11 protein-coding genes are annotated in these 22,099 nt (G+C 43.9%); all 11 read right to left on the bottom strand.

Annotated features, from left to right (window positions below; genetic code table 11):
* Window positions 1-143: 143 nt before the first annotated feature.
* A complete protein-coding gene (locus F9K23_08220) occupies window positions 144-3,128 on the bottom strand; it encodes a DUF2723 domain-containing protein (protein KAB2916580.1) in 2,985 nt (994 codons plus the stop codon).
* A gap of 74 nt (window positions 3,129-3,202) precedes the next feature.
* Window positions 3,203-6,256: a DUF2723 domain-containing protein gene (locus tag F9K23_08215; protein KAB2916579.1), complete on the bottom strand. Its 3,054-nt coding sequence runs from the start codon at window positions 6,254-6,256 to the stop codon at window positions 3,203-3,205.
* Between the two features lie 26 nt (window positions 6,257-6,282).
* Window positions 6,283-7,065, bottom strand: coding sequence for a class I SAM-dependent methyltransferase (locus tag F9K23_08210; GenBank protein KAB2916578.1), 783 nt, complete (start codon window positions 7,063-7,065; stop codon window positions 6,283-6,285).
* 268 nt (window positions 7,066-7,333) lie between these two features.
* A complete protein-coding gene (locus F9K23_08205; protein ID KAB2916577.1) occupies window positions 7,334-10,699 on the bottom strand; it encodes a T9SS type A sorting domain-containing protein in 3,366 nt (1,121 codons plus the stop codon).
* Between the two features lie 193 nt (window positions 10,700-10,892).
* Window positions 10,893-13,691 carry a TonB-dependent receptor gene (locus F9K23_08200; GenBank protein ID KAB2916576.1) on the bottom strand — a complete coding sequence of 933 codons (2,799 nt, stop codon included), beginning with the start codon at window positions 13,689-13,691 and terminating at the stop codon, window positions 10,893-10,895.
* Between the two features lie 113 nt (window positions 13,692-13,804).
* Window positions 13,805-14,599, bottom strand: a complete 795-nt coding sequence (locus F9K23_08195) for a 2OG-Fe(II) oxygenase (GenBank protein KAB2916575.1) — start codon at window positions 14,597-14,599, stop codon at window positions 13,805-13,807.
* Between the two features lie 85 nt (window positions 14,600-14,684).
* A complete protein-coding gene (locus tag F9K23_08190; protein KAB2916574.1) occupies window positions 14,685-15,722 on the bottom strand; it encodes a hypothetical protein in 1,038 nt (345 codons plus the stop codon).
* A gap of 45 nt (window positions 15,723-15,767) precedes the next feature.
* Window positions 15,768-16,508 carry a 23S rRNA (guanosine(2251)-2'-O)-methyltransferase RlmB gene (gene rlmB, locus F9K23_08185; GenBank protein KAB2916573.1) on the bottom strand — a complete coding sequence of 247 codons (741 nt, stop codon included), beginning with the start codon at window positions 16,506-16,508 and terminating at the stop codon, window positions 15,768-15,770.
* A gap of 95 nt (window positions 16,509-16,603) precedes the next feature.
* Window positions 16,604-17,977, bottom strand: a complete 1,374-nt coding sequence (locus tag F9K23_08180) for an rRNA methyltransferase (GenBank protein ID KAB2916572.1) — start codon at window positions 17,975-17,977, stop codon at window positions 16,604-16,606.
* A gap of 9 nt (window positions 17,978-17,986) precedes the next feature.
* The gene (locus tag F9K23_08175; GenBank protein KAB2916571.1) at window positions 17,987-21,097 is read right to left on the bottom strand and encodes a tetratricopeptide repeat protein; all 3,111 of its coding nucleotides are present in this window, start codon (window positions 21,095-21,097) and stop codon (window positions 17,987-17,989) included.
* Window positions 21,082-22,023 (bottom strand): hypothetical protein, encoded by a 942-nt coding sequence (locus F9K23_08170; protein ID KAB2916570.1) that lies wholly within the window; start codon window positions 22,021-22,023, stop codon window positions 21,082-21,084. The genes F9K23_08175 and F9K23_08170 overlap by 16 nt, the downstream gene beginning before the upstream one ends.
* Window positions 22,024-22,099 lie beyond the last annotated feature (76 nt).

Below are 22,099 nucleotides of genomic sequence, written 5' to 3'. Positions count from 1 at the left end.
TCAATTTTATAGTTTTTACGGCTATTTTCAGGGTTTAATTTAAAGTATTAGACAAACGACTGTTCCCTTCGGCGGGCTCAGGGGCGAGCTTTGGATAAACAATATACTACTTCGCTCTAAAAGGTAAAAGCAATGAAATCAGGTTATTTGTAAAACCCTAAAAACTTTTCAATCTCTGCCGCCTTTTGTGGTTGGTTTAGTTGCAACAACAACGCTTTTAAGTCGCCAAGTGTTTTTACCGCTTTTTCGGTTTCTGTTCTGCCCTCGTAATCTGCAATTCCACCTTTTAAGCTATTATAATACACCGTCTTTTGCATCAGTTGGGTAGTAAAATCCGTAATCAATTGCTCGGCCTCTTTTTGATAACCACCCCTGCTCATTGCTTTAATAAAGTTAATAGCCGTCGCGGGGTGTTTGTAATCCACAATCGCACAAGGAAATGCTTGGTTACATTTTGAGGCAAGAAGGCCGGCTGTACTTGTATCTCCTTCGGCCATCAGCTTTTCAGCCGTCAGGGAATACAGGTTTCTGTAATGAAACGCTGCCGAAAGGGCATCAGGGTCGGTATATAGTTTCGGGTTGTTATACCCGTTTAGCTGAAAATCTTTTAAAATGCCTGACATTTGGCGGGAGTTAAGGCGATTGAAATAGCCTACACTATCGGGATATTGAAGGGGTGCCAATCGGTAAGCCAGTCCTTCTAAACGCAAATATCGGTTCAGTTGTTTCAGGTTTTCTGCCTCGCTTTGAGATGCGAAATAAATAGGCCTCTCTAAAAAGTTATTGGCTATCACGTCCAACAACAACAATTCAGCCCTAAACAACGCCGAAGAACTTAACGGAACTTCAAAACGAGCCACCCTGTACATCGTATCGGTTGGGGCTATCATACCGATTGCATTTTCACGGGGAATGTTGAGATACACTCCCGATGCCGACAGTTTGCTTCTCTCGCGTCCGTTATTGTATTTGTGCCTGTTCTTTTCCGAAGGGGGTGCAGCCAGCAATGCCAATGCTTTTTCAAGCTCCATCGCGTTGCCTGTGTTTTCTATCTTCACCAACTCAAACTGGTCGTACACATATTTATCAGGCGAAATGGAAAGTTTCAGGGGTTCTGAGTCGTATTTCTTTTCCGTCAACTCGGCTGCCGCCCAATCGGTGTTCAAAAGATTTGCGTTTACTACGCGAACATCGGGGCGCACTCCTTCTACGTTTTGCAAGTACCACAACGGGTAGGTATCGTTATCACCGTACACAAACAAAACAGCATTGGGAGCCAAGCTTTGCAGGTAGTTTCGGGCAAAATCGCGGGTAAAGCTGCGTCCGCTGCGGTCGTGGTCGTCCCAGTTTTGGGCAGCCATTAAACACGGAGCCGCTAAAAATGCTGCTATTAACCCTATCCATATTCCTTTGGGTATTCGGCGCTGTAATGTTTGTGCCAGCCACAGCGCGCCCAATCCTACCCAAATACTAAATACCTGAAACGACCCCACAAACACGTAGTCTCGTTCACGTGGCTCAAAGGGAGGAATGTTGAGGTACAAACAAAGGAAAAAGCCTGTGAACAGAAACAATAAAAACAACGGCCAAAACCCGTAGTTTTTGGGCGAAGCGTGGTATAGCAATCCCGCCAACCCTAATAGTAGTGGTAATAAATAATAAAAATTGCGCCCTTTGTTTTGTGCAAGGATGGCGGGCAGGTTTTCTTCGGGGGCAGAAATGGTTTCATCAAGAATGCTAATGCCGCTTACGCCGTTTCCGTGCACCGCGTTCCCGTGTCCTTGACGGTTATTTTGTCGACCTGAAAAGTTCCAAAGATGGTAGCGCACATACATGTGCAATACTTGGTACTTGAAAAAGAACTCAAGGTTCTTGTCGAAGGTCGGCGGCTTTGACGGGTCAACACCTGTCCAGCCTATGTAACCTGTTTGGCTTGAACCGTCGAAGGCATTTCCCATTCGGGGGAAGAAGGTAGTATAGGCGGGGTCAAACTTATATTCATTTTCGCGGCCTGTAACCTCGTATTTGCCCCCCGAAGGCCTCCATGCCTCTTTGCCCAGTGTAAAGTCTTTTATAGGGGCGTTAAAATACGGCCCGTGCAATAGTGAACGGCTGCCATACTGGTCGCGGTTCAGGTAGGAGAGAAACGAATAGGCATCAGCAGGTGCGTTGATATTTACCGGAGGCTTGGCAGCGGCACGAATAGGCACCATAAGGTACGAAGAGTATCCAATCAGTATAAACACCACACACAACAGCCCAATTTGCGCTGCTGCCCACTGTTTCTTATGGCTGATAAACAGCAGGGTGGTTACAATGATTAACAGGGCGGTAAAAAACAATATAATGCCCATCCCGTAAGAAGCCCCGAAACCGTTTACCATCCAACGGTCGGTGTCGGCTGCCCATTGCGGCAATTTGGGAATAACAATAAACTGAATGAAAAGAAGTAGTGCCACTCCTAATGCACTGCCCCACAGTAAACGCAACCATTGAAAGGGTTTTCCGCTCATCACAATTACTAATACAACGGCAGGAACTACCAGCAGGTTGAGCAGGTGCACACCTATGGATAACCCTACAGCAAAGGCGATAAACAGCAACCATTGGGTCTTGTTGTCTTGCGAATCGTCGTATTTAAGGGCTGCCCAAAACACCAGCATGGTAAAAAAAGAGGAAAGGGCATATACTTCGGCTTCAACAGCTGAGAACCAAAAGGTGTCGCTAAAGGTGAGGGTAAGCGCAGCAATGATGCCACTGCCCCACAGCACAATGGCTTTGTTTTTTGTAATGGGTAATTGGGCGGGATTAATCAGTTTTTGGGCAATACGAATGGTGATAAAGTAGGTAAACATTACGCAAAACGCACTTGATGTTGCACTAAGCATATTAACCCAAAAAGCTACGCGGGTTTCATCGCCGAACGATAGCAGGCTAAACAACCTGCCCAGCATTTGGAAAAGCGGTGCGCCGGGCGGGTGTACCACTTGCAGCTTGTATGAGGCCGCAATAAATTCCCCGCAATCCCAGTAGCTAACATACGGCTCAAGGGTAAGGGCATAAACCAGCAGGGCGGCAAAAAAAAGTAGCCAGCCAATGATGTTGTTGGTGCGGGAAAAATTTACCACGCATCAAAAGTAGTAAATACCTTGCTTATAACGCAAAAAGCCCCTGTTCGGGGCTTTTTTGCTTAATGAGTTATTTAATTATTGGTGTTGGGAAATTGCTGAATGTATTTCTGCAACTCGTCAACCACTTGTTTTTCGCCGTATTTATTAGCTATTGAAGCACAGTTTTGCAACGCGCCTAAAGCATAGCGTTTTTCTTCTGATACACCAATGTCTTTGGCTTTTGAGCCTTTAAAAGCTCCAAAGTATTCAAACCTTTCTTTGGCGCTCTTTATTAAGGCATTCATTAATGAACGGCCTTTTTCTTTAGCTCCTGCGGCGTAATACAAATCAACCAAGTACACCATGTTGTCGGTATATGGATAGTTGTCGTTAGGTATCGATTTCAAGCAGTGGTCGATAGCTGCAATTGCTTTTTCGTTTTTGCCTTCTGCTACAAGTGCTTCTGCCAATCGGCCAAAGTGGTTACGAACATTGTAAGGAACTAATTTGGCTTTGTCGTCAACATACATTGGGTATTTCTCCATACCGCCCCATGCGTAGGTTTCTACCAACAACTTGTTCAAGGTATCTGTATTTACACGGCCGTGAGTGTTTTGTGATGTTGATGGGGTTTTGAAGGGTACCAAACGGTACACCAATCCGCGCATTTCAAAATAATCGGTTAAGCCCATGTACACATCGTTACCGGTAGTAGTGGTAAAGCATATCGGCCTGTCGGCTGAGTTGTTTGCGATAATATCTAATAGCAACAATCCGTTTTTGTACAAAGCATTTCCGGGTAGGTCAAACGTTAATTCGTTCACACGGTTAATGGTATCGTTGGCTGCTACCCATCCGTTGGCTATGTACTTATTCATATCCACTGTGATTTTGAATTTCTTAGCAGGGATATAAGGAATGTACTCAGGTGGGTTTGCGTTGGTATTGTAGTACATGTTTGCCTCGTTGGTACTTGCTGCAAAGGCCATCATATCTTTCAACTCATAATACTCATTCGGGCTGTATTTAGGATTACCGGGTATATGAGGTATGTGTTGGTACTTGTCAATCAAGCATTGGTCTACAGAAAACGAAAGTTTAATCGGAGCTGATTCATACGCTGCGTTTCGTAGTCCGTTGGCATATTCACCATCACCCAACAAACTGTAGTTAATTACACGCACGTCTGTGCGGTATTTCTCTACGTTTTGGGCATACCACAGCGGGTAAGTGTCGTTATCACCATTGGTAAACAAGATGGCATTTTTAGGACACGAGTTCAAGTAGTCTTTCGCAAAATCAATGGTCATGTAACGGTTGCTGCGGTCGTGGTCGTCCCAGTTTTGGCTGGCCATCAACATAGGGGCAGCCAACAGACACACCACGGTAGCTGCTCCTGCTGCTGCCATTGGCGAAATTCTTTTGCTTAACCACGTTACTAGGGCTAATACTGCAAGACCGACCCACGTACAGAATACTTGGAATGACCCCACAAATACGTAATCACGTTCACGGGGTTCAAACGGTGGCGGGTTTAGGTAAATTATCAGTACTGCACCGGTTATCAGGAATAGTATTCCCAAGATAAACGAGTCTCCGCGAGCGTTCTTAATATGGAATATTAAACCGATGATACCTAAGATAAAGGGCAACATGTAGTATTTGTTGCGGCCTCTGTTTTTGGTATAATCTTCAGGGATATTGGCTTGAGGCCCAAGGCGGGCTTCGTCAACAAACGGAATACCTGAAATCCAGTTACCGTTTACCAAACCTATCATACCCTGCTCATCGTTCTGCCTTCCGCTAAAGTTCCACATAAAGTAGCGGAAATACATCCAGTTCATTTGGTAATCAATAAAGAACTTGATGTTGTTTTTATACTTCGGCTTTTGCGTTTCGCTCATGCCGCTCCACAAACGGTAGCCTTGTGCGTGGCTGGCATCGTTGTGGTCGTATATACGTGGGAAGAATATTTGGTCTTTGTCTTTGTAAACAAACTTATAGTTTTGGCCAATTACCGCATACTTGTTGTCCATGCGGCGGTAGCGTTTTGATTTTTCTTCAAACGTATAGTCTTCGCGCTTAACGGTAAAGTATGGGCCGCGCAACAACGGACGGTCGCCGTATTGTTCACGGTTCAGGTAATAAACAAGGTTAAAGGGGTCATCAGGGTTGTTCATGTCAATGGGGGGGTTGGCGCGTGAGCGTATCAACACCATTGTGTATGAAGAGTAACCGATGATAATGAACGAGAAGCACAGCAACATAGTGTTAAAGAACACTTTGCCCCTGCGGCGGGTATAAATAATGCCGTAAACGGTAGCGGCCATCAGCAATGCCATAAAGAAAATAGCACCTACACCAAAGCCTGTTTTTAGTGAATTCACAAAAAACAAGTCAAATTTTGCGGCAATTGAAGGAATACCGGGAATAACACCCAACTGAACAAACACAAGTATTACACCGCCCAACAAACCGGCAAGGATAAGACCCTTGCGAGTAATTTTACCGTTGTAACGGCGGAAGTAGTACACATAAACAATTGCAGGAATAACCAACAGGTTCAATAAATGGACACCAATTGCCAAACCGATTAGGTAACCTATAAACACCAACCATTTGTCGCTGGTGGGGTCGTCTGCATTTTCTTCCCATTTCAAAATGGCCCAAAAGGTAATGGCGGTAAAGAATGATGAAGCAGCGTACACCTCAGCCTCAACAGCAGAAAACCAGAAGGTATCGCTAAAGGTAAGGGTAAGTGCGGCCACCAAACCGGCACCCATAATGGCTATTGTATGACCCATACCCGGTTGTGCAACGGTTTTTTGTACCAGTTTGCGACCGAAGTAGGTGGTAATCCAAAAAGTAAACATTACGCAAAATGCGCTTGAAAGCACCGACACCATGTTTACCAACGGTGCAACCATTTGCAGATTATCGCCGGCAAACAATGAAAAGAAGCGGCCTATTATCAAAAACAGGGGCGCGCCCGGCGGGTGCACTACTTGCAAACCGTATGATGCCGAAATAAACTCGCCGCAATCCCAGAAGCTGGATGTTGGCTCCATGGTTAGCGCATACACGGCAAAAGCCGCCACAAACGACAACCAGCCGAAAATGTTATTTATCTTTTTGTAATTGTTCATGTCTTAGTTCTAAGCGGAAAGCAATTTTAATTTTTTGCAATTACGAATATATCCCAAGTTTTATCAAGGTTATCTTTTTGTAAAAAGAAATCCGACGTATTTATGTCAGTTGTTTGTTTGTTCTCTTCCATAAGGTTGCGACGCATCATGCTGGTAAGCAAGTTATACGGAAACGCCAATACTTTGCCGGGCAATATTTTGTGCAATCCCAATATATCCCACTTCATAATACTGCGAACCCACTTAGCATTTTGTTTGTAGTATTCGTTTACGCGGTCGTTTCCTTGCAAACCAATCATTTCTACATCGCCGAAAACTTTGCGGAAATCAGCCTCCATGCCGTCAAACGTGTATTCAAACACGTGGAAGGGGTTGCGGGCTAATGACATTTTTGCGTTTACAGTGGTGCACAAAAACACACCGCCGGGTTTCAAAATGCGTTTAGCTTCTTTTATAAAACCCAAGGGGTCGTTCAAATGCTCAATAAACTGAAACGCCGTTACCACGTCAAAACTTGCATCGGGTAGCGTAATAGGCGGTACCGTGCAGTTTATAAACTCAAGGTTGGTAATGTGTGCGTTGTCTTTTTTGTTTTGTGCTACCGTTTCCACACTGTAATCTACCCCAACGGCACTTTCGGCAAATTTTGCCAAATGAATGGTGCCGTATCCGGTACCACAGCCTATATCGGCTACGCGCTTGCCTTTCACAAATTCTTCAGCCCATTCGTAGGCATAAAAGCAGCGTTGCACTGTTACGTTATTAGAAGGCTCAAAACTAGGCCTTTCCCTGTCGTGTATCTTAGCCATAAATTATCTCCAAACGGCAAAAATAGCAAAGATTTTAAGCCTGCCAATAGGTATGCAATTACATTGACCTAAAAACACATAGCTTAACGTTTGCTAAACCCGCCCTTAACAACCCAAGATGGGCAAACTGTGCCCTAGCGTTGCTTTTGCATTATACACATAAGTATTGGGTGCGTTCAAAAAAACATGAAGTTTTTGCTGCAGCCCGAAAAACAAAAAAGCCCGCACATAGTGCGGGCCTTATCAACTTTTAAAAAGTGGTTTATTATTACTTGATGATAACAAACTTGTGAGTACCCATAGCAGTAGGAGTGCTAATGTTGATGAAGTACACACCGTTGTTAAATTCAGATGTATTTAGGCTTAGGTTTTGACGACCGAAGGCGTTTTCAACTTCGTAAGCATTTACAACTGTTTTACCTGTGATATCTGTAACGATGATTTTAACATTTTCCATAACCGGCATGTTAAACTCAACATTAAGAATGTTTTGAGCAGGGTTTGGATATACCAACGCTTCTACTTTACGGGCAACTTCAGGAACGTTCACAACAGTGATGTTGATGGTTGTGCTGTCGTTTCCGCAACCAGAGAAGGCAATAAGCTTAACTGCTTTAGGACCGTCTGAAGGGAACGTATAGGTTGGGTTTTTAGCAGTATCGGTATCACCGTTACCAAAATCCCAGAAATACTTATCAGCGTTTAGTGAGCTGTTGGTGAATTTGTAAGTGTAACCACCAAATTGTACTTGACCGTTACCTTGTGCAGTAGCTTTTACGTAGTTGATAGCTGAGTTGTAAGTTTCACTTTGTGGATCCCACTTAGTCCAGCAATCAGTCCAAGTATCGTTTTGTGCAAATGCACCACGGTAAGTTGTAGTAGTAAAGAACGCATTTTGCAATTTAGCATCAGTAAAGTTGGCGCCGGTTAGCAATGGTGAAGTAGCGTTAGGTTTCAAATCAGGGTTAGCAAATGTATAAGGATCGTTCAAACGCAAGTCGGTTGAAAGAACAACAGTATCGTTGTTGAAACCTGTAGTTTTTACCCAAGTGTTAATATCAAACGAAGCAGTGTTGCTACGGAAGTTCCTTGTGAAACCGGCCATTACGTTGTTTTTGAATGCAAGAGCACCGTTGGTAGCGTTGGTTGATGAAGCTGAACCATCGATAAACAAACCATCAGTGTAACCGGCAAATGCTGAGTTGAATACTGAAGTAGCTGAGTTACGACGGATTTGCAAAGCACGAACGTAGTTGCTGTTGATTGATTGACCAGCAACAGCGCGAGGACCTACAACGGTAATGTTTGAGAATACAGGAGATGTTTGAGGAGTGTTGCTTGAACCGGCAGCATCGTTATCAGATTCAAATGAAGCTGAAGAGCCAGAACCTGGGTCAGCGATAGCTGGGTCGCGCAATACTACACCAAATTGAATTTTACCACGGAAACCGAAGTCAGTATCAAAATCATCATCCCATCCACGGTTACAGATAAGGTATTTACCATCTACAGTACCGCCAAACCACTCGTAAGAGTCGTCAAAAGCTTCGGTTACTTGTACGTAGCTGATTTTTGTTCCGCTACCTACACCGCCCATAGTAAGTGAGTTAATCTCTTGGTTAGGGTTCAAAGGAACACCTGCATATTCAATACGAACGTATTTCAATTCACCTGAGTTATCAGCATCGTCGTTACCACCGTAAGTACCTTTAACATCGGTAATACCTTCAACAATAGCAGTACCGCCGGGAACGTTGATAGTAGCCCTACCCAACAATACTACACCACCCCAGCTACCACGTTTGCGGCTACCTGCTGGTTGGTTAGATGTGAAAACGATAGGTTGAGTTTTAGTTCCTATTGCAAATAGTTTTGAACCGCGAGTGATAACCAAAGTACCTTTAGTAGCAGAGTCACCTTTGATAATAGTACCGGGTTGGATTGTAAGTTCAGCGTTGTTTGTAACAAACACGATGTTTTTCAATTCATAAATTTTGTCGCTGGTCCAAGTAGTGTTAGTGGTGATATCTCCGGCAACAACTACAGTTTGAGAAACCAATGAAGTGATTTGAATTGATTTAGTGATGGTTTTTGGAGGACAGTTACCGTTACGAACCACTAAAGTGATGTTGTAAGTACCGTTTGAGGTATAAGTGTAAGGAGCTGGTGATTGAACAGTAAACACGTCGTTTGTGCTGTTAGGGTCACCAAAGTTCCAAGAGTATGAAGTAGCGTTGGTTGAGTTGTTAGTTACTGATACTGTGGCACCGTTTACGTTTACTGTAAAATCAGAAGTAGCAGTATAGTTAACACCGTTGGTGTAGTTTTCGCCTTGAGCATCCCACTTACACCAGCAATCAGCCCAAGTATCGTTTTGTGAAAACGCACCACGGTAAGTAGTAGTTGAGAAGAAACCGCCTTGTAGTTTAGCATCAGCAAAAGCAGCACCTGTTAAAGCAGGAGAACCTGTGTTTGGCCTCAAATCAAGAGCGTTGAAAGTAGTTTGGTTAACAACGTTAATATCAGAACTGTTAGTTACGCTGTCGTTACCTTTTCCTGTAGCGTTACCCCAAGCGTAAGCATCAAAAGAGCCTTGGTTGGTGTAGAATTTTTGGTTGGTTGGGATACCTGCAAACAATGTGTTACGAACATCTAGAGTACCTGCGGTTGCGTTGGCAACAGCTGCAGCACCGTCAACCATAATACCGCGAGGGTAACCGGTAACTACTGAGTTGAATAGTGATAGGGCTGTGTTACGACGCAATTGCGCAGCACGAACGAAGTTTGTGTTGATGCTGGTTGAAGACGTTTGCAATGGCCCGATAACAGTAATGTTTGAGAATACAGGAGCTGTTTGAGGAGTGTTGGTTGAACCTGTACCGTCGTTATCTGATTCGAAAAATGATGAAGAACCTGAACCTGGGTCGGCGATAGCCGGGTCGCGAACAACAACACCAAACTGTACTTTACCAGTATAACCGAAATCTGTATCAAAATCATCATCCCAACCGCGGTTAGCAATAAGGTATTTAGCGTTTACAGTACCGCCAAACCACTCGTAAGAGTCGTCATAAGCTTCGGTAACCATAATGTGAGAGATTGAGGTTTTGCGACCTACACCACCCATAGTAAGTGAGTTAATCTCTTGGTTAGGGTTCAAAGGAACACCGGCAAATTCAATACGGATGTATTTCAAAACACCTGATGAATCATCGTCGTCGTTACCACCGTAAGTACCTTTAGCATCAATAATGCCTTCTACTTTTGCAGTACCACCCGGTACGTTGATTTTTGCATTACCTAAAAGTACCAAACCACCCCAGCTACCGCGAGTACGGCTTCCTGCAGGTTGGTTGCTGGTAAATACTATCGGTTTTTCTACTGAACCTACGGCATATATTTTAGAGCCGGGGGTAATAACCAAAGTACCTTTGGATGCTGAGTCACCCATAATAACGGTACCGGGCTCAATTGTTAGAGTTGCTCCGTTGGTAACGAACACAATGTTCTTTAGTTCGTACCTGTTGTTAGCAGTCCATGTGGTGTTAGTAGTAATGTCGGCATTCACTACTATCTGTCCGAACATGAAGCTTGCTGCAAACACGGCAAGTAAAGTAAAAAATAATTTTTTCATGTTTCTTGATGATTTTTCTTTGGGTGCAAGATTAGAAGCCCCACTTTGTGTGTGTGTTAAAACTTGGTTAAAAGAATGTTAAATGCCTATTTGATAAAAACACAATTCCCTGTAAATAAGCCGTATAATAAAAACGCCCCTTTAGTAAAGGGGCGCTTAAACTATAATTTTATCTAAAACAGTTAACGTTTTGTTAACGTAGGCTGTACGAGGCACCAAAGCTGATTGTACGGCCTTGGGTGTAAGAGGTAAAGTGAATGTCTTCGTTGCTCTCAAAACTATCCATCTTACCGTTTTTGTTACGGTCTTGGTAGAAGATTAGTTTTTGTGCAAGAATGTCTGATACGCTCAGTTTCAAATCAAACTTGCCAAACTTGCGGCTTATTTGCAAATCCCAAACGGTACGTGGGTTTTCCCACAAGTGAGGGAACAAACCTGCATCACCTGTACCTACAAACACAATACGACGACCTACACGGTTAACCGATGTTGCAATCTGCAAGCCTGATTTCAATTCCTTCATTTGTGCACCAACGTTCAACACGTAAGGAGATTGACCTTGCATTGGGCGGCTTTTTTGAGTAGAGCTGGTAACGTTGCTCAAATCTACCTCACCGATGATGTAGGCAAAGTTTCCAAACAACACAAAGTTCTTAAAGAACTCGCTGTTCTTTTTAATAAAGCCAAGGTTGCGGCGGGCTTCTATTTCAATACCGTACAAAGTAGCTTTAGGGGCGTTTTTGTAAGATGCGTTAAATGAACCTGCACCCGCGTTAGGAATAATAATACCTTCAATAGGGTTTGTAAAGTCTTTATAAAACGCAGATACTGAAAGTAGCTGTCCTTCGCCGGGGTAAATTTCGTAGCGAATGTCGAAGTTGTTAATTGTAGCGCGTACCAACGAATCGTTACCGGTTACTACGCTAAAGTTGTTGTAGTCAAAGAAACCGAAGGGGGCTAGTTCCCTAAACTCAGGCCTTGAAACTGTGCGGCTGTATGATGCACGAATGTTGGTTGTGGCCGACATTTCATACGTTAAGTTGATAGAGGGCAATGGGTCAGCGTTTTCTTTGCCAATGCTCACAGGGTCACCGGAACCTTGCTTACGCGAATCCAAACGTTGTACAAAGCTCTCGTAGCGAACACCCCATACAGCCCTAATCCTGCGGCCAATACGGTTGTCAAACATTATGTAAGCAGCACGCAAGTCTGAGCTTGCAGTGTATTTATCGTTAGGGTTAGTGGCTTCAGCCATCAAAAACCCGTTTTCTTGTGCAAATATTTTATCAACCGGTAAGTAGAAACGTGGGTCTAAACCGCCAATGTTTGCGGTATAACCTGTAAAGCGCGCATCAAAGCTACGGCTACGGGTTTGGAAGTAAGCACCTACCTTCATGTCGGTTTTTACACTGCGTATTTGCTTCAACGGAATCAACACATCACCGCCTACGCTGGCAAGCTCTTCTTTCAGGCGTTGGAAAAAGCGTGCGCCAAAACGCTCACTGGGGGCGGGCCCTAAGAATACGTTGTAAGTACTATCAGGAGCTGTAGTTCCTTTTTGGTATTGAATAATACGGTAATTAGGTATATCGCGTTGGATGTTGTTGTAACCGCCGGTCCAAGTAAATTTAATCTTGTTTTTGGGGAACATGTGTTCTCCGGTAAGCTGTGCTGAGTAAATGTGGTTTTGGGTATAAAAATACGACTCCGCCTTTTGGTTTTGGTCAGCATCGTAGTTGGTTCCCCAACGGTGAATAGTTTGGTCTTCAGCATTAACGTTGTAAAGGTTTTTCAACGATATTTTGTTGTTCTTGTTGATTTTATACGACAAGTTCCACAAAGCACCCCACAAAACTTCGGTTATATACTGGGTATCGTTTACATCCAATAGTAATTGGTTATCGGTACTTTCTACCAAACGTTGTTGGCGGCGTATAGGGTTGGTTTTGTATGAGTGGCTATAGCTAAGTCCAAATACACTTGCAAATTCAGATTCAGACGAGTCTTTTTTAAACACTTGTCCCATTGAGAATGAAAGGCTGGCGTTGGGCATTGCCGTCATTTTGGTACTACCCCAATCGTTTTTAAACTTTTGCGAGTTGGCAGTTGTTTTTTCCATCCTGCCTAAATTGTCTTGTGTTAAGCCTTCGGGCAATTTGCGGCTGTTATCAAAACCGGCCCAGTCAAGGCTTCCGCCTTCATAATCAAAAAATGTTTTTCCGGTAGTAACTGTGTTGTATCCGGTGCTAAGTGAAAAGTTGTAATAATTAGCAGCGGGGAAATCCCTTGTGTTCAATTGGATAATACCACCCGAGAAATCACCGGGCATATCAGGTGTAGCAGCTTTGCTAATCACCATGTTGTCCAACATACCCGCAGGGATAATGTCAAACGAAAATGCACGACGGTCAGGTTCGGTGCTGGGTAGTGGTGCGCCGTTCAGGTAGGCTGTGTTATAACGGTCGTTCAAGCCGCGTATTACCGCAAACTTACCGCCTTGTATACTGGCGCCGCTCACCTTTTTAAGCACATCGCCCGAGTTGCTCACAGGTGATTGCTTTATAATGTCGGCTGATATACCGTCACCGATTTGGATAGCTGTTTTTTGCTGAACCAGCAGTGCGTTAATCGATTCCTTTTTATAGGTAGCCTCAACTACTACTTCGCCCACTTCACTTATCACTTCCTGCATGGTAACGTTAACCGTTACGTTAGCGCCTTTGGCAACAATAATATCGCTGATGCGTTTTGTTGAGTAAGAAACGTATTTAACCTCTATGGTGTAAGTACCGGGGGCTAAATCGCGGATGGCATAGTCGCCAAAAAGATCGGTTGTAGTAAACTTACCGTTGTTTAGTACCTGTATGGTAACGCCCACCATTTCTTCGCCGGTTGCTTCATCAACCACTTTTCCTGAAATAGTGCCGTTTTGGGCAAACGATGATAATGCCAATAGCATTAACAATAAAGAACCCAGGATTTTTAATTTCATATAATACTTTTTGCTGCCGCAAAAGTATTTCTCAACAAATTTTTGCCAGTTAGTGGATTGTTAAGTAAAGGTTAAAGAATTGTTACTTGCTTTTGGCAAGGCCAAACAATCAATTATTTAAAGGTTATTCCTACTTTTTTTAACACCCTTTTGATGGTGTTTTTAGTAGTTTCCTTCAAATCCGTCTGTATTTGCTTCAATTTTCCTTCCTCCGGACGTGCCTTAAACACTGTGTCGTGATAGGGTACTGCACCATCGCGGGTTTGGGTATAATAGTAGCCGTAAATGCTTTTACGACTTTCGTTTTCGGGTACGTTTATGCGACCGTAACCGTGGTAGCTTATCTCGTTCGTTTCAAAAATAAGGCAGCGGTTAAATTTAGGCTCTGCTACCTTTTCCATTTTGGTTACATCGGGGTTCCACATTTCTAAGCCACCCCCATACTCGGGCAACCAGTGCTTATTAAGGTAGATAAGTATGTTTAACCTGCGGTGCAGGTTGTGTTTGCGATGTATGTTAAAATCGATGTGTATATCCAAAAAGCTGCCTTTGCCTCCTTGGTGCAATCCGCGGCCTTCGGCATCGTCAGTCATCACCACTTCTTCTTTTATATTACATACCTGTTGTATCCATTTGTACATATCAGGCGATGACAAATCGTTGATGATTTCAGAGAAAATAGGGTTAAAGTCTTCAATGTTACTTCCTTCTGCCTTTTTCTCGTTCAGCCCTTTGTATTTTTTGTTGAACAACTCGTATGGAGGGAAGTTGTCAAACGCTGCCGAGGCAGTTTCAGGCTTTAAAAAATCATCGATAATTATATGTGGGTACGGATGGTTGGTTTTAAACTCGTTCGACATGGCGGCAACGGTTTCAGGGACTAACAACCTTTCGCTGATATGTTTCATTGTACTGATGTTCTTATTTAGAAAGATTACAAATGTAGTAAATAGGTTGAGTGTTTATAATCCAACCTCTTTGCATCAAAATAATTTAATACTTTCTTAAAAGTATGTGCTGATTGGCGGTAAGCAGGTTACGGTACACGCGGTTAAGCTGTTGCTTTTCCATAAGGGCTGTCATTCCCAAATGCGAAAAGATGTTGGTGGTTATTTGGGGCACCCATGCTGATATAGCCAATACTGTTTCGGCTCCCTCAATCATTAATGCTTCTCCTATTCCTGTTCCGCTTATGTGCGCATCCCAAGTGGCCTGCGCCGATTTATGAAATGCTGCTGCGTGTTTATCTACACTAATGCGCGCTTTGTTCAGCAGTTGGTTTATTGTTTTGCTGCGCTCGCTATTGTCCGCGTGTTGCTTGGCGTATTTTTCTGCTTCTTCAACAAATGAACGATACAATCCCAATACTACCGCGCCAAAAGAGTATTGTGCAAACAATGTAAACGGAAAGCTGTACACTTTATAGTGGTTGTAGCTTAACTGAGGTTTTGATAAATCAAATACTAACTCATCAGGTACAAATGCGTCCGTTACTTGTATCGAGTTGCTTTCGGTGGCTTTTAGCCCAAAAGCGTCCCAGTCTTGTAATACATTAACTTGTTCCGGCGTCAGTGTAAATGCTTTTATCTCGCCATTTTCATCGGTCGCCGATACAGTAAAAAATGTAGCTATGCCGGTTCCGCTGCAATACTTCCAGCTTCCGTTTATTGTGTATCCTCCGTTCGTTTTTTTGGCTGTACCAACATGTCCGCTGCCGGCCAACACGGCGTTCTCAGCAGAAAACAGTTTTTGCGCAGTCTCCTCGCTGTAGTAGCCTGTAAAATAATTTCCTCCGCTTCCAATGGCGGCCATCCAGCCTAATGTACCATCAATATAGGAGCAGTTTTCAAATACCGCTAGTGCTTGCGGCAGGGTTGCTTCAGCACCGCCCAGTTCTTTGGGTACAAACAGCTTTAGTAATTTGTATTTGTATAGCAACTCCAAAACCGACTGAGGAAGCCGCTTGTTTCTTTCGGCCTCTATTGCGGTTTGCTTTATCTGCTCTATTTCGTGTGTATGGAATGCTATCATTGTTGCAACAACGGGTTTTATTTCTTTTTAACCAAACTAAAACGACTAATGACCTCTTTGTCGTGCACATTCGTACAACAACATTCCGGCGGCTACCGATACGTTTAACGATTCTATTGTGCCTGTCATGGGTACTTTTAGTAAGGTGTCGCAGCGTTTCAGGTATTCGGGCGAAACACCTTCTTCTTCGTTGCCCATTATCAATGCCAGCGGAGTTTTAAGGTCGGCTTGCCAGCAGTTTACCGCTCCTTTTTCAGTAGCAGCCGCCAGTTGCAAGCCTGAGTCGTGCAGGTATTCTAATGCGTTTTTAAGGTTATGGGTACGGCACACGGGTATTTTCATCAATGCGCCCGCACTGGTTTTAATGGCGTCTTCATTTATTGCTGCCGCCCCTTTTGAGGGTATCAGCAGGGCATGAACCCCCATACACTCTGCGGTACGGGCCAATGCACCAAAGTTGCGCACATCGGTAATGCGGTCAAGTACCAACACTAACGGAGTTTCGCCGCGCTCAAAGGCTTGTTGCACCACTTCATCAATTTCCTGATACTCTACCAATGCAGCATACGCCACCACACCTTGGTGGTTTTTGTTACGGTCGGCTACTTTAAAAAAGCGGTATTGGGGCAGGATTTGGTGTGGAATTTCCTGTTCTTTCAGCATTCGGCGAAGCTGTGTTACCAGTTCTCCCCGTGCGTTTTCTTCAATATATACCCTATCGATGGTTTTACCGGCTTCAATAGCCTCAATTACGGGCCTCACACCGTATATTACCTGTTGTTGCATGTGCGTAGAAGCGGGTTTTGCCGCAAGGGGCAAAGTTCGTAAAGTTTTTGGATTTGTTGATAAACAAGTGAATCCCTTGTGCTAATGCGCGCCGTTTACATTGTAAGCGTACCTATTTCTTCTTGCAAAGGGGTTTTTAAAATCCTGCGCTCTTTGGGGAAATAATTGTTGGTGCGGTTGCCAAGGTTTTTGAAGTAACCCAGGCCGATGCCCTGAAAAGTAGCAAGTTTCCAGCCTTTGATGCCGCTATCGTCAAAAATGGCGTCTTTGCGTAAATACTTTACCGCCTCGGTTATTTCTAACTCATAGCTTTCAAAAATTTCTTTGTTGCGGATGATAGAGTTGGCCAATCCTTGTGCGGGTAGTAACTCGCCTTTCATTAACTCTCCTGTTTCTGTTCCGAATGAAACAATGTACAGTTTCTCTGCCAACAGATTAAGGTCTTCATCGTACTTCGCGGGAAAAGCACACCACATGATATTACGCTCGAAAAAGGCCAACGGATAATCTGCGCTAAAGTAGTTGGATAGTTCTGCGCCTATTTTTCTTGCCGCTATAAAAAGAGGTTTCTTTGTTCTTGAAAGCTTGGTTTCGTTATCGCCTTTCTTTTGCAAAACCGCGCAATAAAACCCTTCGGCTTTTACTAAGTGGGGATAAAAACGATACCCGATATTCGACTCGACAATGCCTGCGCCTTGGGGTAATGTCAGTTTCACTTCTTCAAGGCCGAATTCACGGCACATCCACTCTACGTTTAGTTCGTTTTCTTCGGGAGCATGGGTACAGGTTGAATAAATCAAGTGCCCGCCGTCTTTCAGTGTCTTGATGGCTGATACCAATATGCGCTGCTGGCGTTGACTGCACAGTTGCACGTTGGCTTCGCTCCATTCTTTAACTGATTCGGGTTCTTTGCGGAAAAGTCCTTCCCCGCTGCACGGTGCATCACAAACCACTACGTCAAAAAAACCTTCAAGGGCTTCAAAATCTTTAGGGTCGTTATTGGTAACAATGGTGTTGGGGTAGCCCCATTTTTCAAGGTTATCGCGCAATACCCCCACGCGTGTTTTTATCACCTCGTTTGCCACCAATAGACTGTCTTTCGATATCGTACTTACTAATTGAGTGCTTTTACCCCCCGGCGCTGCGCACAAATCCAATACTTTTATCGCTTTGTTTTGCGGGTTGATTTGTTGCAGGGCATAGCCCGTGAACATACTCGCCGCTTCTTGCACATAGTAGGCTCCTGCCTGAAACAAGGGGTCGAAGGTAAAAACAGGGCGAGCGGGCAGGTAATACCCGTCGTTGCACCAAGCTACCTTTGGGTAAGGCAGCGTTGTTTTTATCTTTTCGGGGTTTATCCGTAACGATACCGGTGCGTCAGCACCAATGGCAGCGACATATTCGTTAAATCCGGTTTGCAGTTGTTGCTGCATCCTGATTGAAAAAGGCTCGGGCAATTCCCTTATCATGCGCCAAAGTTACCGCCAATTATATTCATCTTCTACGGGTGCTTGTTGCTTTTGTTTCTTGCCGTATTTTTTAATCAGCTTTTTAAACTGTTTGTTCTCCGCAAGGTTATCAAAGTTGTAGTCCATTGTAAGATTGCTTGCCCAATAGCCTTTTTTAAGGCTTTCTTCCAGCCAACCCAGCGTTTTTTCAGTATCCCCGCTGTTGTTGTAAACCATCGCTATGTAATACGCCATATCGCCAAGTCTGTAATCATCCGGCTGGGTAGGTTCACAAGCAAAGTAAAGTTTCCCGCACTCAGCCGCTTCTTCATTGTATAAATATCCACTATTGTCTTTTACATAATAGATGTATTCATACGCCAGCGAAATATCTTTACGTTCACGAGCTGCCTTGGCTAAATACATTATCGCGGTATCTACAGTGTGTTCGTAGCTGTAGCGCGCACTTTGGAAAAGGCTTAAATAGGTATCCGACGAGGTTTGAGGATCATTTTCTATCACTCGCAAATACAGTGCATACGCGCTATCGTTGTTGCCTTCGCTAAGGTATATGTTTGCCAACTCAAGAGCCGAGTTAATATCTGTTTGCTGAGTAACCAACAATCTTTCTTTTGTAGCTATTAATTCTGTTCTATCCAGCTCCTCTTGTATCTTTTCGTTTATTCTTTCTGTCTTGTAGCCTAAATAATTGATTTTATCATCAATGCTGATTGCCTTTTCATAATACTTAAGGGCACTATCCCATTGGCTGTTGTAATAAAATATCTCGCCAATGTTAAAATACGGATAATAGAAGTTGCTATCGGCCTCTATCCCCTTTTTAAAGAGGTTCATTGCTTTTGCTGTGTCTTCGTTGTGCAGGTATATTAATGCAAACTCGTTGTAATAGTCCGCGTCAGGTTTACCATATTTTAGATATCGGTTCATGGTTGCTTCTGATAAAGCAATGTCCATCACCGACTCAGCAGATGCTTTTATTGAGTATAAATATTTGTCGGCCGGTTTGTACTTAATTGCCTTTTCATAGTTGGCAATAGATAAGTTCCAGAACTTTAACCGTTGACCCAATTTATATTGGTAGAAATCGCTCTTTTTAAGATACAAATCTCCCAAGCTTCGATAGGCAACCGATTCCGTTGAGTCGGCTTTAAGCGCCCTTAAAAGGGCTTCCTCTGCCTTTTCGTAATATCCTTTTTCAAGGTGGTATTTACCAATGTTGCACAGCGTAAAGGCGTTGTTCGAGTCTAGGCTATACGCCATTTCATAATACACAAGCGCAGAGTCTTCTTCGCCTTGTTTTTCGTAATAGGCTCCGATGTTGTTAATGATGTTGGTTTTTTCAGGAGCCAGTTCGTGTGCCATTTTGCTGTAAAACACAGCACTCTCATAGTCTTCTTTGTGTTCTCCGTAGTGGTAGCCTAATTTAAAATAGGCAATGGCTACGGGGTTCTTTTCTATCACTTCATTCAGTAGCACTTCCACACTATCGTACTGCTCCAACTCACTGTAAACGTCCGATATGCCAATAGTAGGCATGCTCCAGCGTGGAGCGATGCTATGGCTTTTGCGCAGGTACACCAAGGCTGAATCGTAGCTTGCCATATTGTATAGCAGCCTGCCTTTTAAAAATAATGGCAATGGATTTTTAGGGAATGCTGTAATTGCGCTATCCATCATCTTTATTCCACGTTTCCAGTCGTCGGGTTGGTTTGAGGCAAATATTCCCGCGGCCTCCATGCACTGGCGGGTAAGTTTTACAATGGGTGAGTTGGGGTCGTCGGGAGCCATCAAACTGCGGGCCTTGCGTAGTTTCTCTACCCCTTCTTCGTAAAAGTCGCGTTTGGTTTTATCGCTCATTCCCCACTTATCGTTGTAGCTGTAAAACGCATTAATGGTGATTTGCGCATCGTTAAGTAAGGCTGCTTTTATGTCTTCGGTGGCATCAAAAACACCGGGGCCGTTTTTGCCCGCTCGGTTTTTAAAGGCTGTGTAATAATCCCATGCCGATTTTCCCTTGGGTGAGGTCAGCTTTTTATTGTCTAGTGCATCATAAAATTTGTTGTACAACTCTTTTAATACGCTATCGCTGGTTTGCAGGGTGCGTATTGCCGAGCGGCCTTTGTTTGAGGCCAGTTTAATGGTGTGCTCTGCGGCGGCCATTTTTGCAATGGCGTTTTGTTTCACCGCATCATTTACCAATACAAGGGTGGCGTTTTGCTTTTCGGTGCAGCAATACTGAGGACTTTGACGGAACGCTTTGCCCGTTACGGCAATCAGGTCTTCGTCGGTAACAATGGTTGCTTCTTCTACGTTGCGTTGAACATAGTCGTACAATTCACGCACGGTTACTTTGCCATCGGCAGGGCGACTGTCAGCCAAACCGCGTAGTCCGTTCATAAAAAAGTAAGAGAACACCCCTCTTCCTTGTCCCCAAGAGTCGCTCTCTTCTGATTTTTCATCGGCAGCACAGCTTATAAATTGAATTTCGCCGCTGTTCTGCTCCATGATTTTATTTACGTAGGCCTTGGTGCCCTCTTTGCTTCCGGCCAATTCGTTGGTGCGGCAGGCATCGGTTACCAATATTACGTTGGTCTTTTTCTCTGTGATTATTTTACGGATTTCGTCTTTGATAAAGTACACGTGAATCACCCCGCCGCCAAAGGCATACAGGCTGGGGTCTTCAACAGGCGGTAAATCCGAGGCCAACAAAAACGCCTGTGCTTCGCCGTTGGCATCGCCGTGTCCGGCAAAATAGAAAAAGAAGGTGCTGCCTTCTTCCATGCGGTTTTTGAGTTTAAGCAACTCTTTACCCACGTTGGCCGAAGTCGCGTTTTTGTTCAGCAATAAGCGCACGTTGTTTGAGTCGACTCCTAAGTCTGATTCTTTTACTAAAAAGTCGTAAAAGTCTTGGGCGTCCTCATCGGCATAGTTCAGGTCACCTATGTTTTCGTAATCCGAAATCCCGATAATCAAGGCGTATATTTTGCCTTTGCCGTTTATGGCATCCGGCTTTTGTTTGATAAGCTCTATCTGTGCTTGCAAGTGAGCAAACACAAACAGGGAAACTATAACCAATACGGTTTTTCTCATGACATTTAGGATTGTTATGCTACCCACCATTTGCGGGCTTCTTCAAAGTTGCCTGCGCGAGCCAGCCAACCACTATAGATTATTTTGAATTCGTCGGCATAATTGGATAGTACCATTGCGTTCTTGTAGTACTCCCCTGCTTCTTGCATATAGCCTGCTTCTTCTAATTGTGATGCGGCTTTTACATAATCAAGAGCCGTTACAGTATACGTTTCTAATTGTTTCGCTATCCCTGAAAGAAACGCTTGGGCTTCTTCGTCTTTTATTATGCTGAATGTGTAGCGGGCGCAGTTGGGTTTGCCTTTGGGATAGGCCACCCAGTAATAGGTTTTGCCGGGACGAAACCAAAATGTTTGTGCCGAAAGGGTGAGCGATGTGCCGTTTACATCCAACTCCAACAACTTGGTGTCTTCGTTTTCGTTCTCAAAAAACACTACAGTATAGGTAGTAGTGCCGCTATCCTGTGCCCATGTAAGGGTGATGTTTTCACCGTGTTTCTTTTCGCCATACACGGGGGTTAGCATCAACGGGCGTGTGCAGCCGCTGCGCTCCACGCCGCCTTTGGTTTGCATATACTCACTGTGGTAGCTTTCAGCATCTTTGTGTTTTTTGTTAAACTCTTTCCATATAAACTGCAAATAGGCAGTGCTTTCGTCGGCGGGTTGTTTTTCAGCCTCTTTAATAAGATTATCTATTTTGTACTCGCCGGCTTTGATAAGCTTTATGGTTTTGTAGTTTTTGTGCAACAGCACCAATTCTTCGCCCTTGCCTATTTTTACCACCGCTCCTTTGTAGAAGGGGGTTTTGGTGGCAACAGCCGTCCATGCTTTGTCGGCCGCTTTGTTTTTGTATTGTACTTTACCTTTTAGCGAGAAGGCCACAAACTCATTATCGCCGCCATTGGCCCTAAGGCTTATTGTCAATAGGGCAAAGAATATGATTATCAGGTTTTTCATCGCTTACTTTTGGTTTATATACGTTTAGTTACAATTTGGTAAATACTATGTTGTTAAATGTTTGAAATTATACCTT

Source organism: Bacteroidota bacterium, from assembly GCA_008933805.1.
Taxonomy (GTDB): Bacteria; Bacteroidota; Bacteroidia; order UBA8524; family UBA8524; genus SB11.
The sequence above is the reverse complement of the archived record's forward strand: the minus strand, read 5'-3'. Positions and strand labels throughout refer to the sequence as shown.

Excerpts from the sequence above, each read along its gene's own strand:
- F9K23_08215 (KAB2916579.1), bottom strand. The coding sequence starts at position 6,256 with ATGAACAATTACAAAAAGATAAATAACATTTTCGGCTGGTTGTCGTTT.
- F9K23_08210 (KAB2916578.1), bottom strand. The coding sequence starts at position 7,065 with ATGGCTAAGATACACGACAGGGAAAGGCCTAGTTTTGAGCCTTCTAAT.
- F9K23_08205 (KAB2916577.1), bottom strand. The coding sequence starts at position 10,699 with ATGAAAAAATTATTTTTTACTTTACTTGCCGTGTTTGCAGCAAGCTTC.
- F9K23_08200 (KAB2916576.1), bottom strand. The coding sequence starts at position 13,691 with ATGAAATTAAAAATCCTGGGTTCTTTATTGTTAATGCTATTGGCATTA.
- F9K23_08195 (KAB2916575.1), bottom strand. The coding sequence starts at position 14,599 with ATGAAACATATCAGCGAAAGGTTGTTAGTCCCTGAAACCGTTGCCGCC.
- F9K23_08190 (KAB2916574.1), bottom strand. The coding sequence starts at position 15,722 with ATGATAGCATTCCATACACACGAAATAGAGCAGATAAAGCAAACCGCA.
- rlmB (KAB2916573.1), bottom strand. The coding sequence starts at position 16,508 with ATGCAACAACAGGTAATATACGGTGTGAGGCCCGTAATTGAGGCTATT.
- F9K23_08180 (KAB2916572.1), bottom strand. The coding sequence starts at position 17,977 with ATGATAAGGGAATTGCCCGAGCCTTTTTCAATCAGGATGCAGCAACAA.
- F9K23_08175 (KAB2916571.1), bottom strand. The coding sequence starts at position 21,097 with ATGGTGGGTAGCATAACAATCCTAAATGTCATGAGAAAAACCGTATTG.
- F9K23_08170 (KAB2916570.1), bottom strand. The coding sequence starts at position 22,023 with ATGAAAAACCTGATAATCATATTCTTTGCCCTATTGACAATAAGCCTT.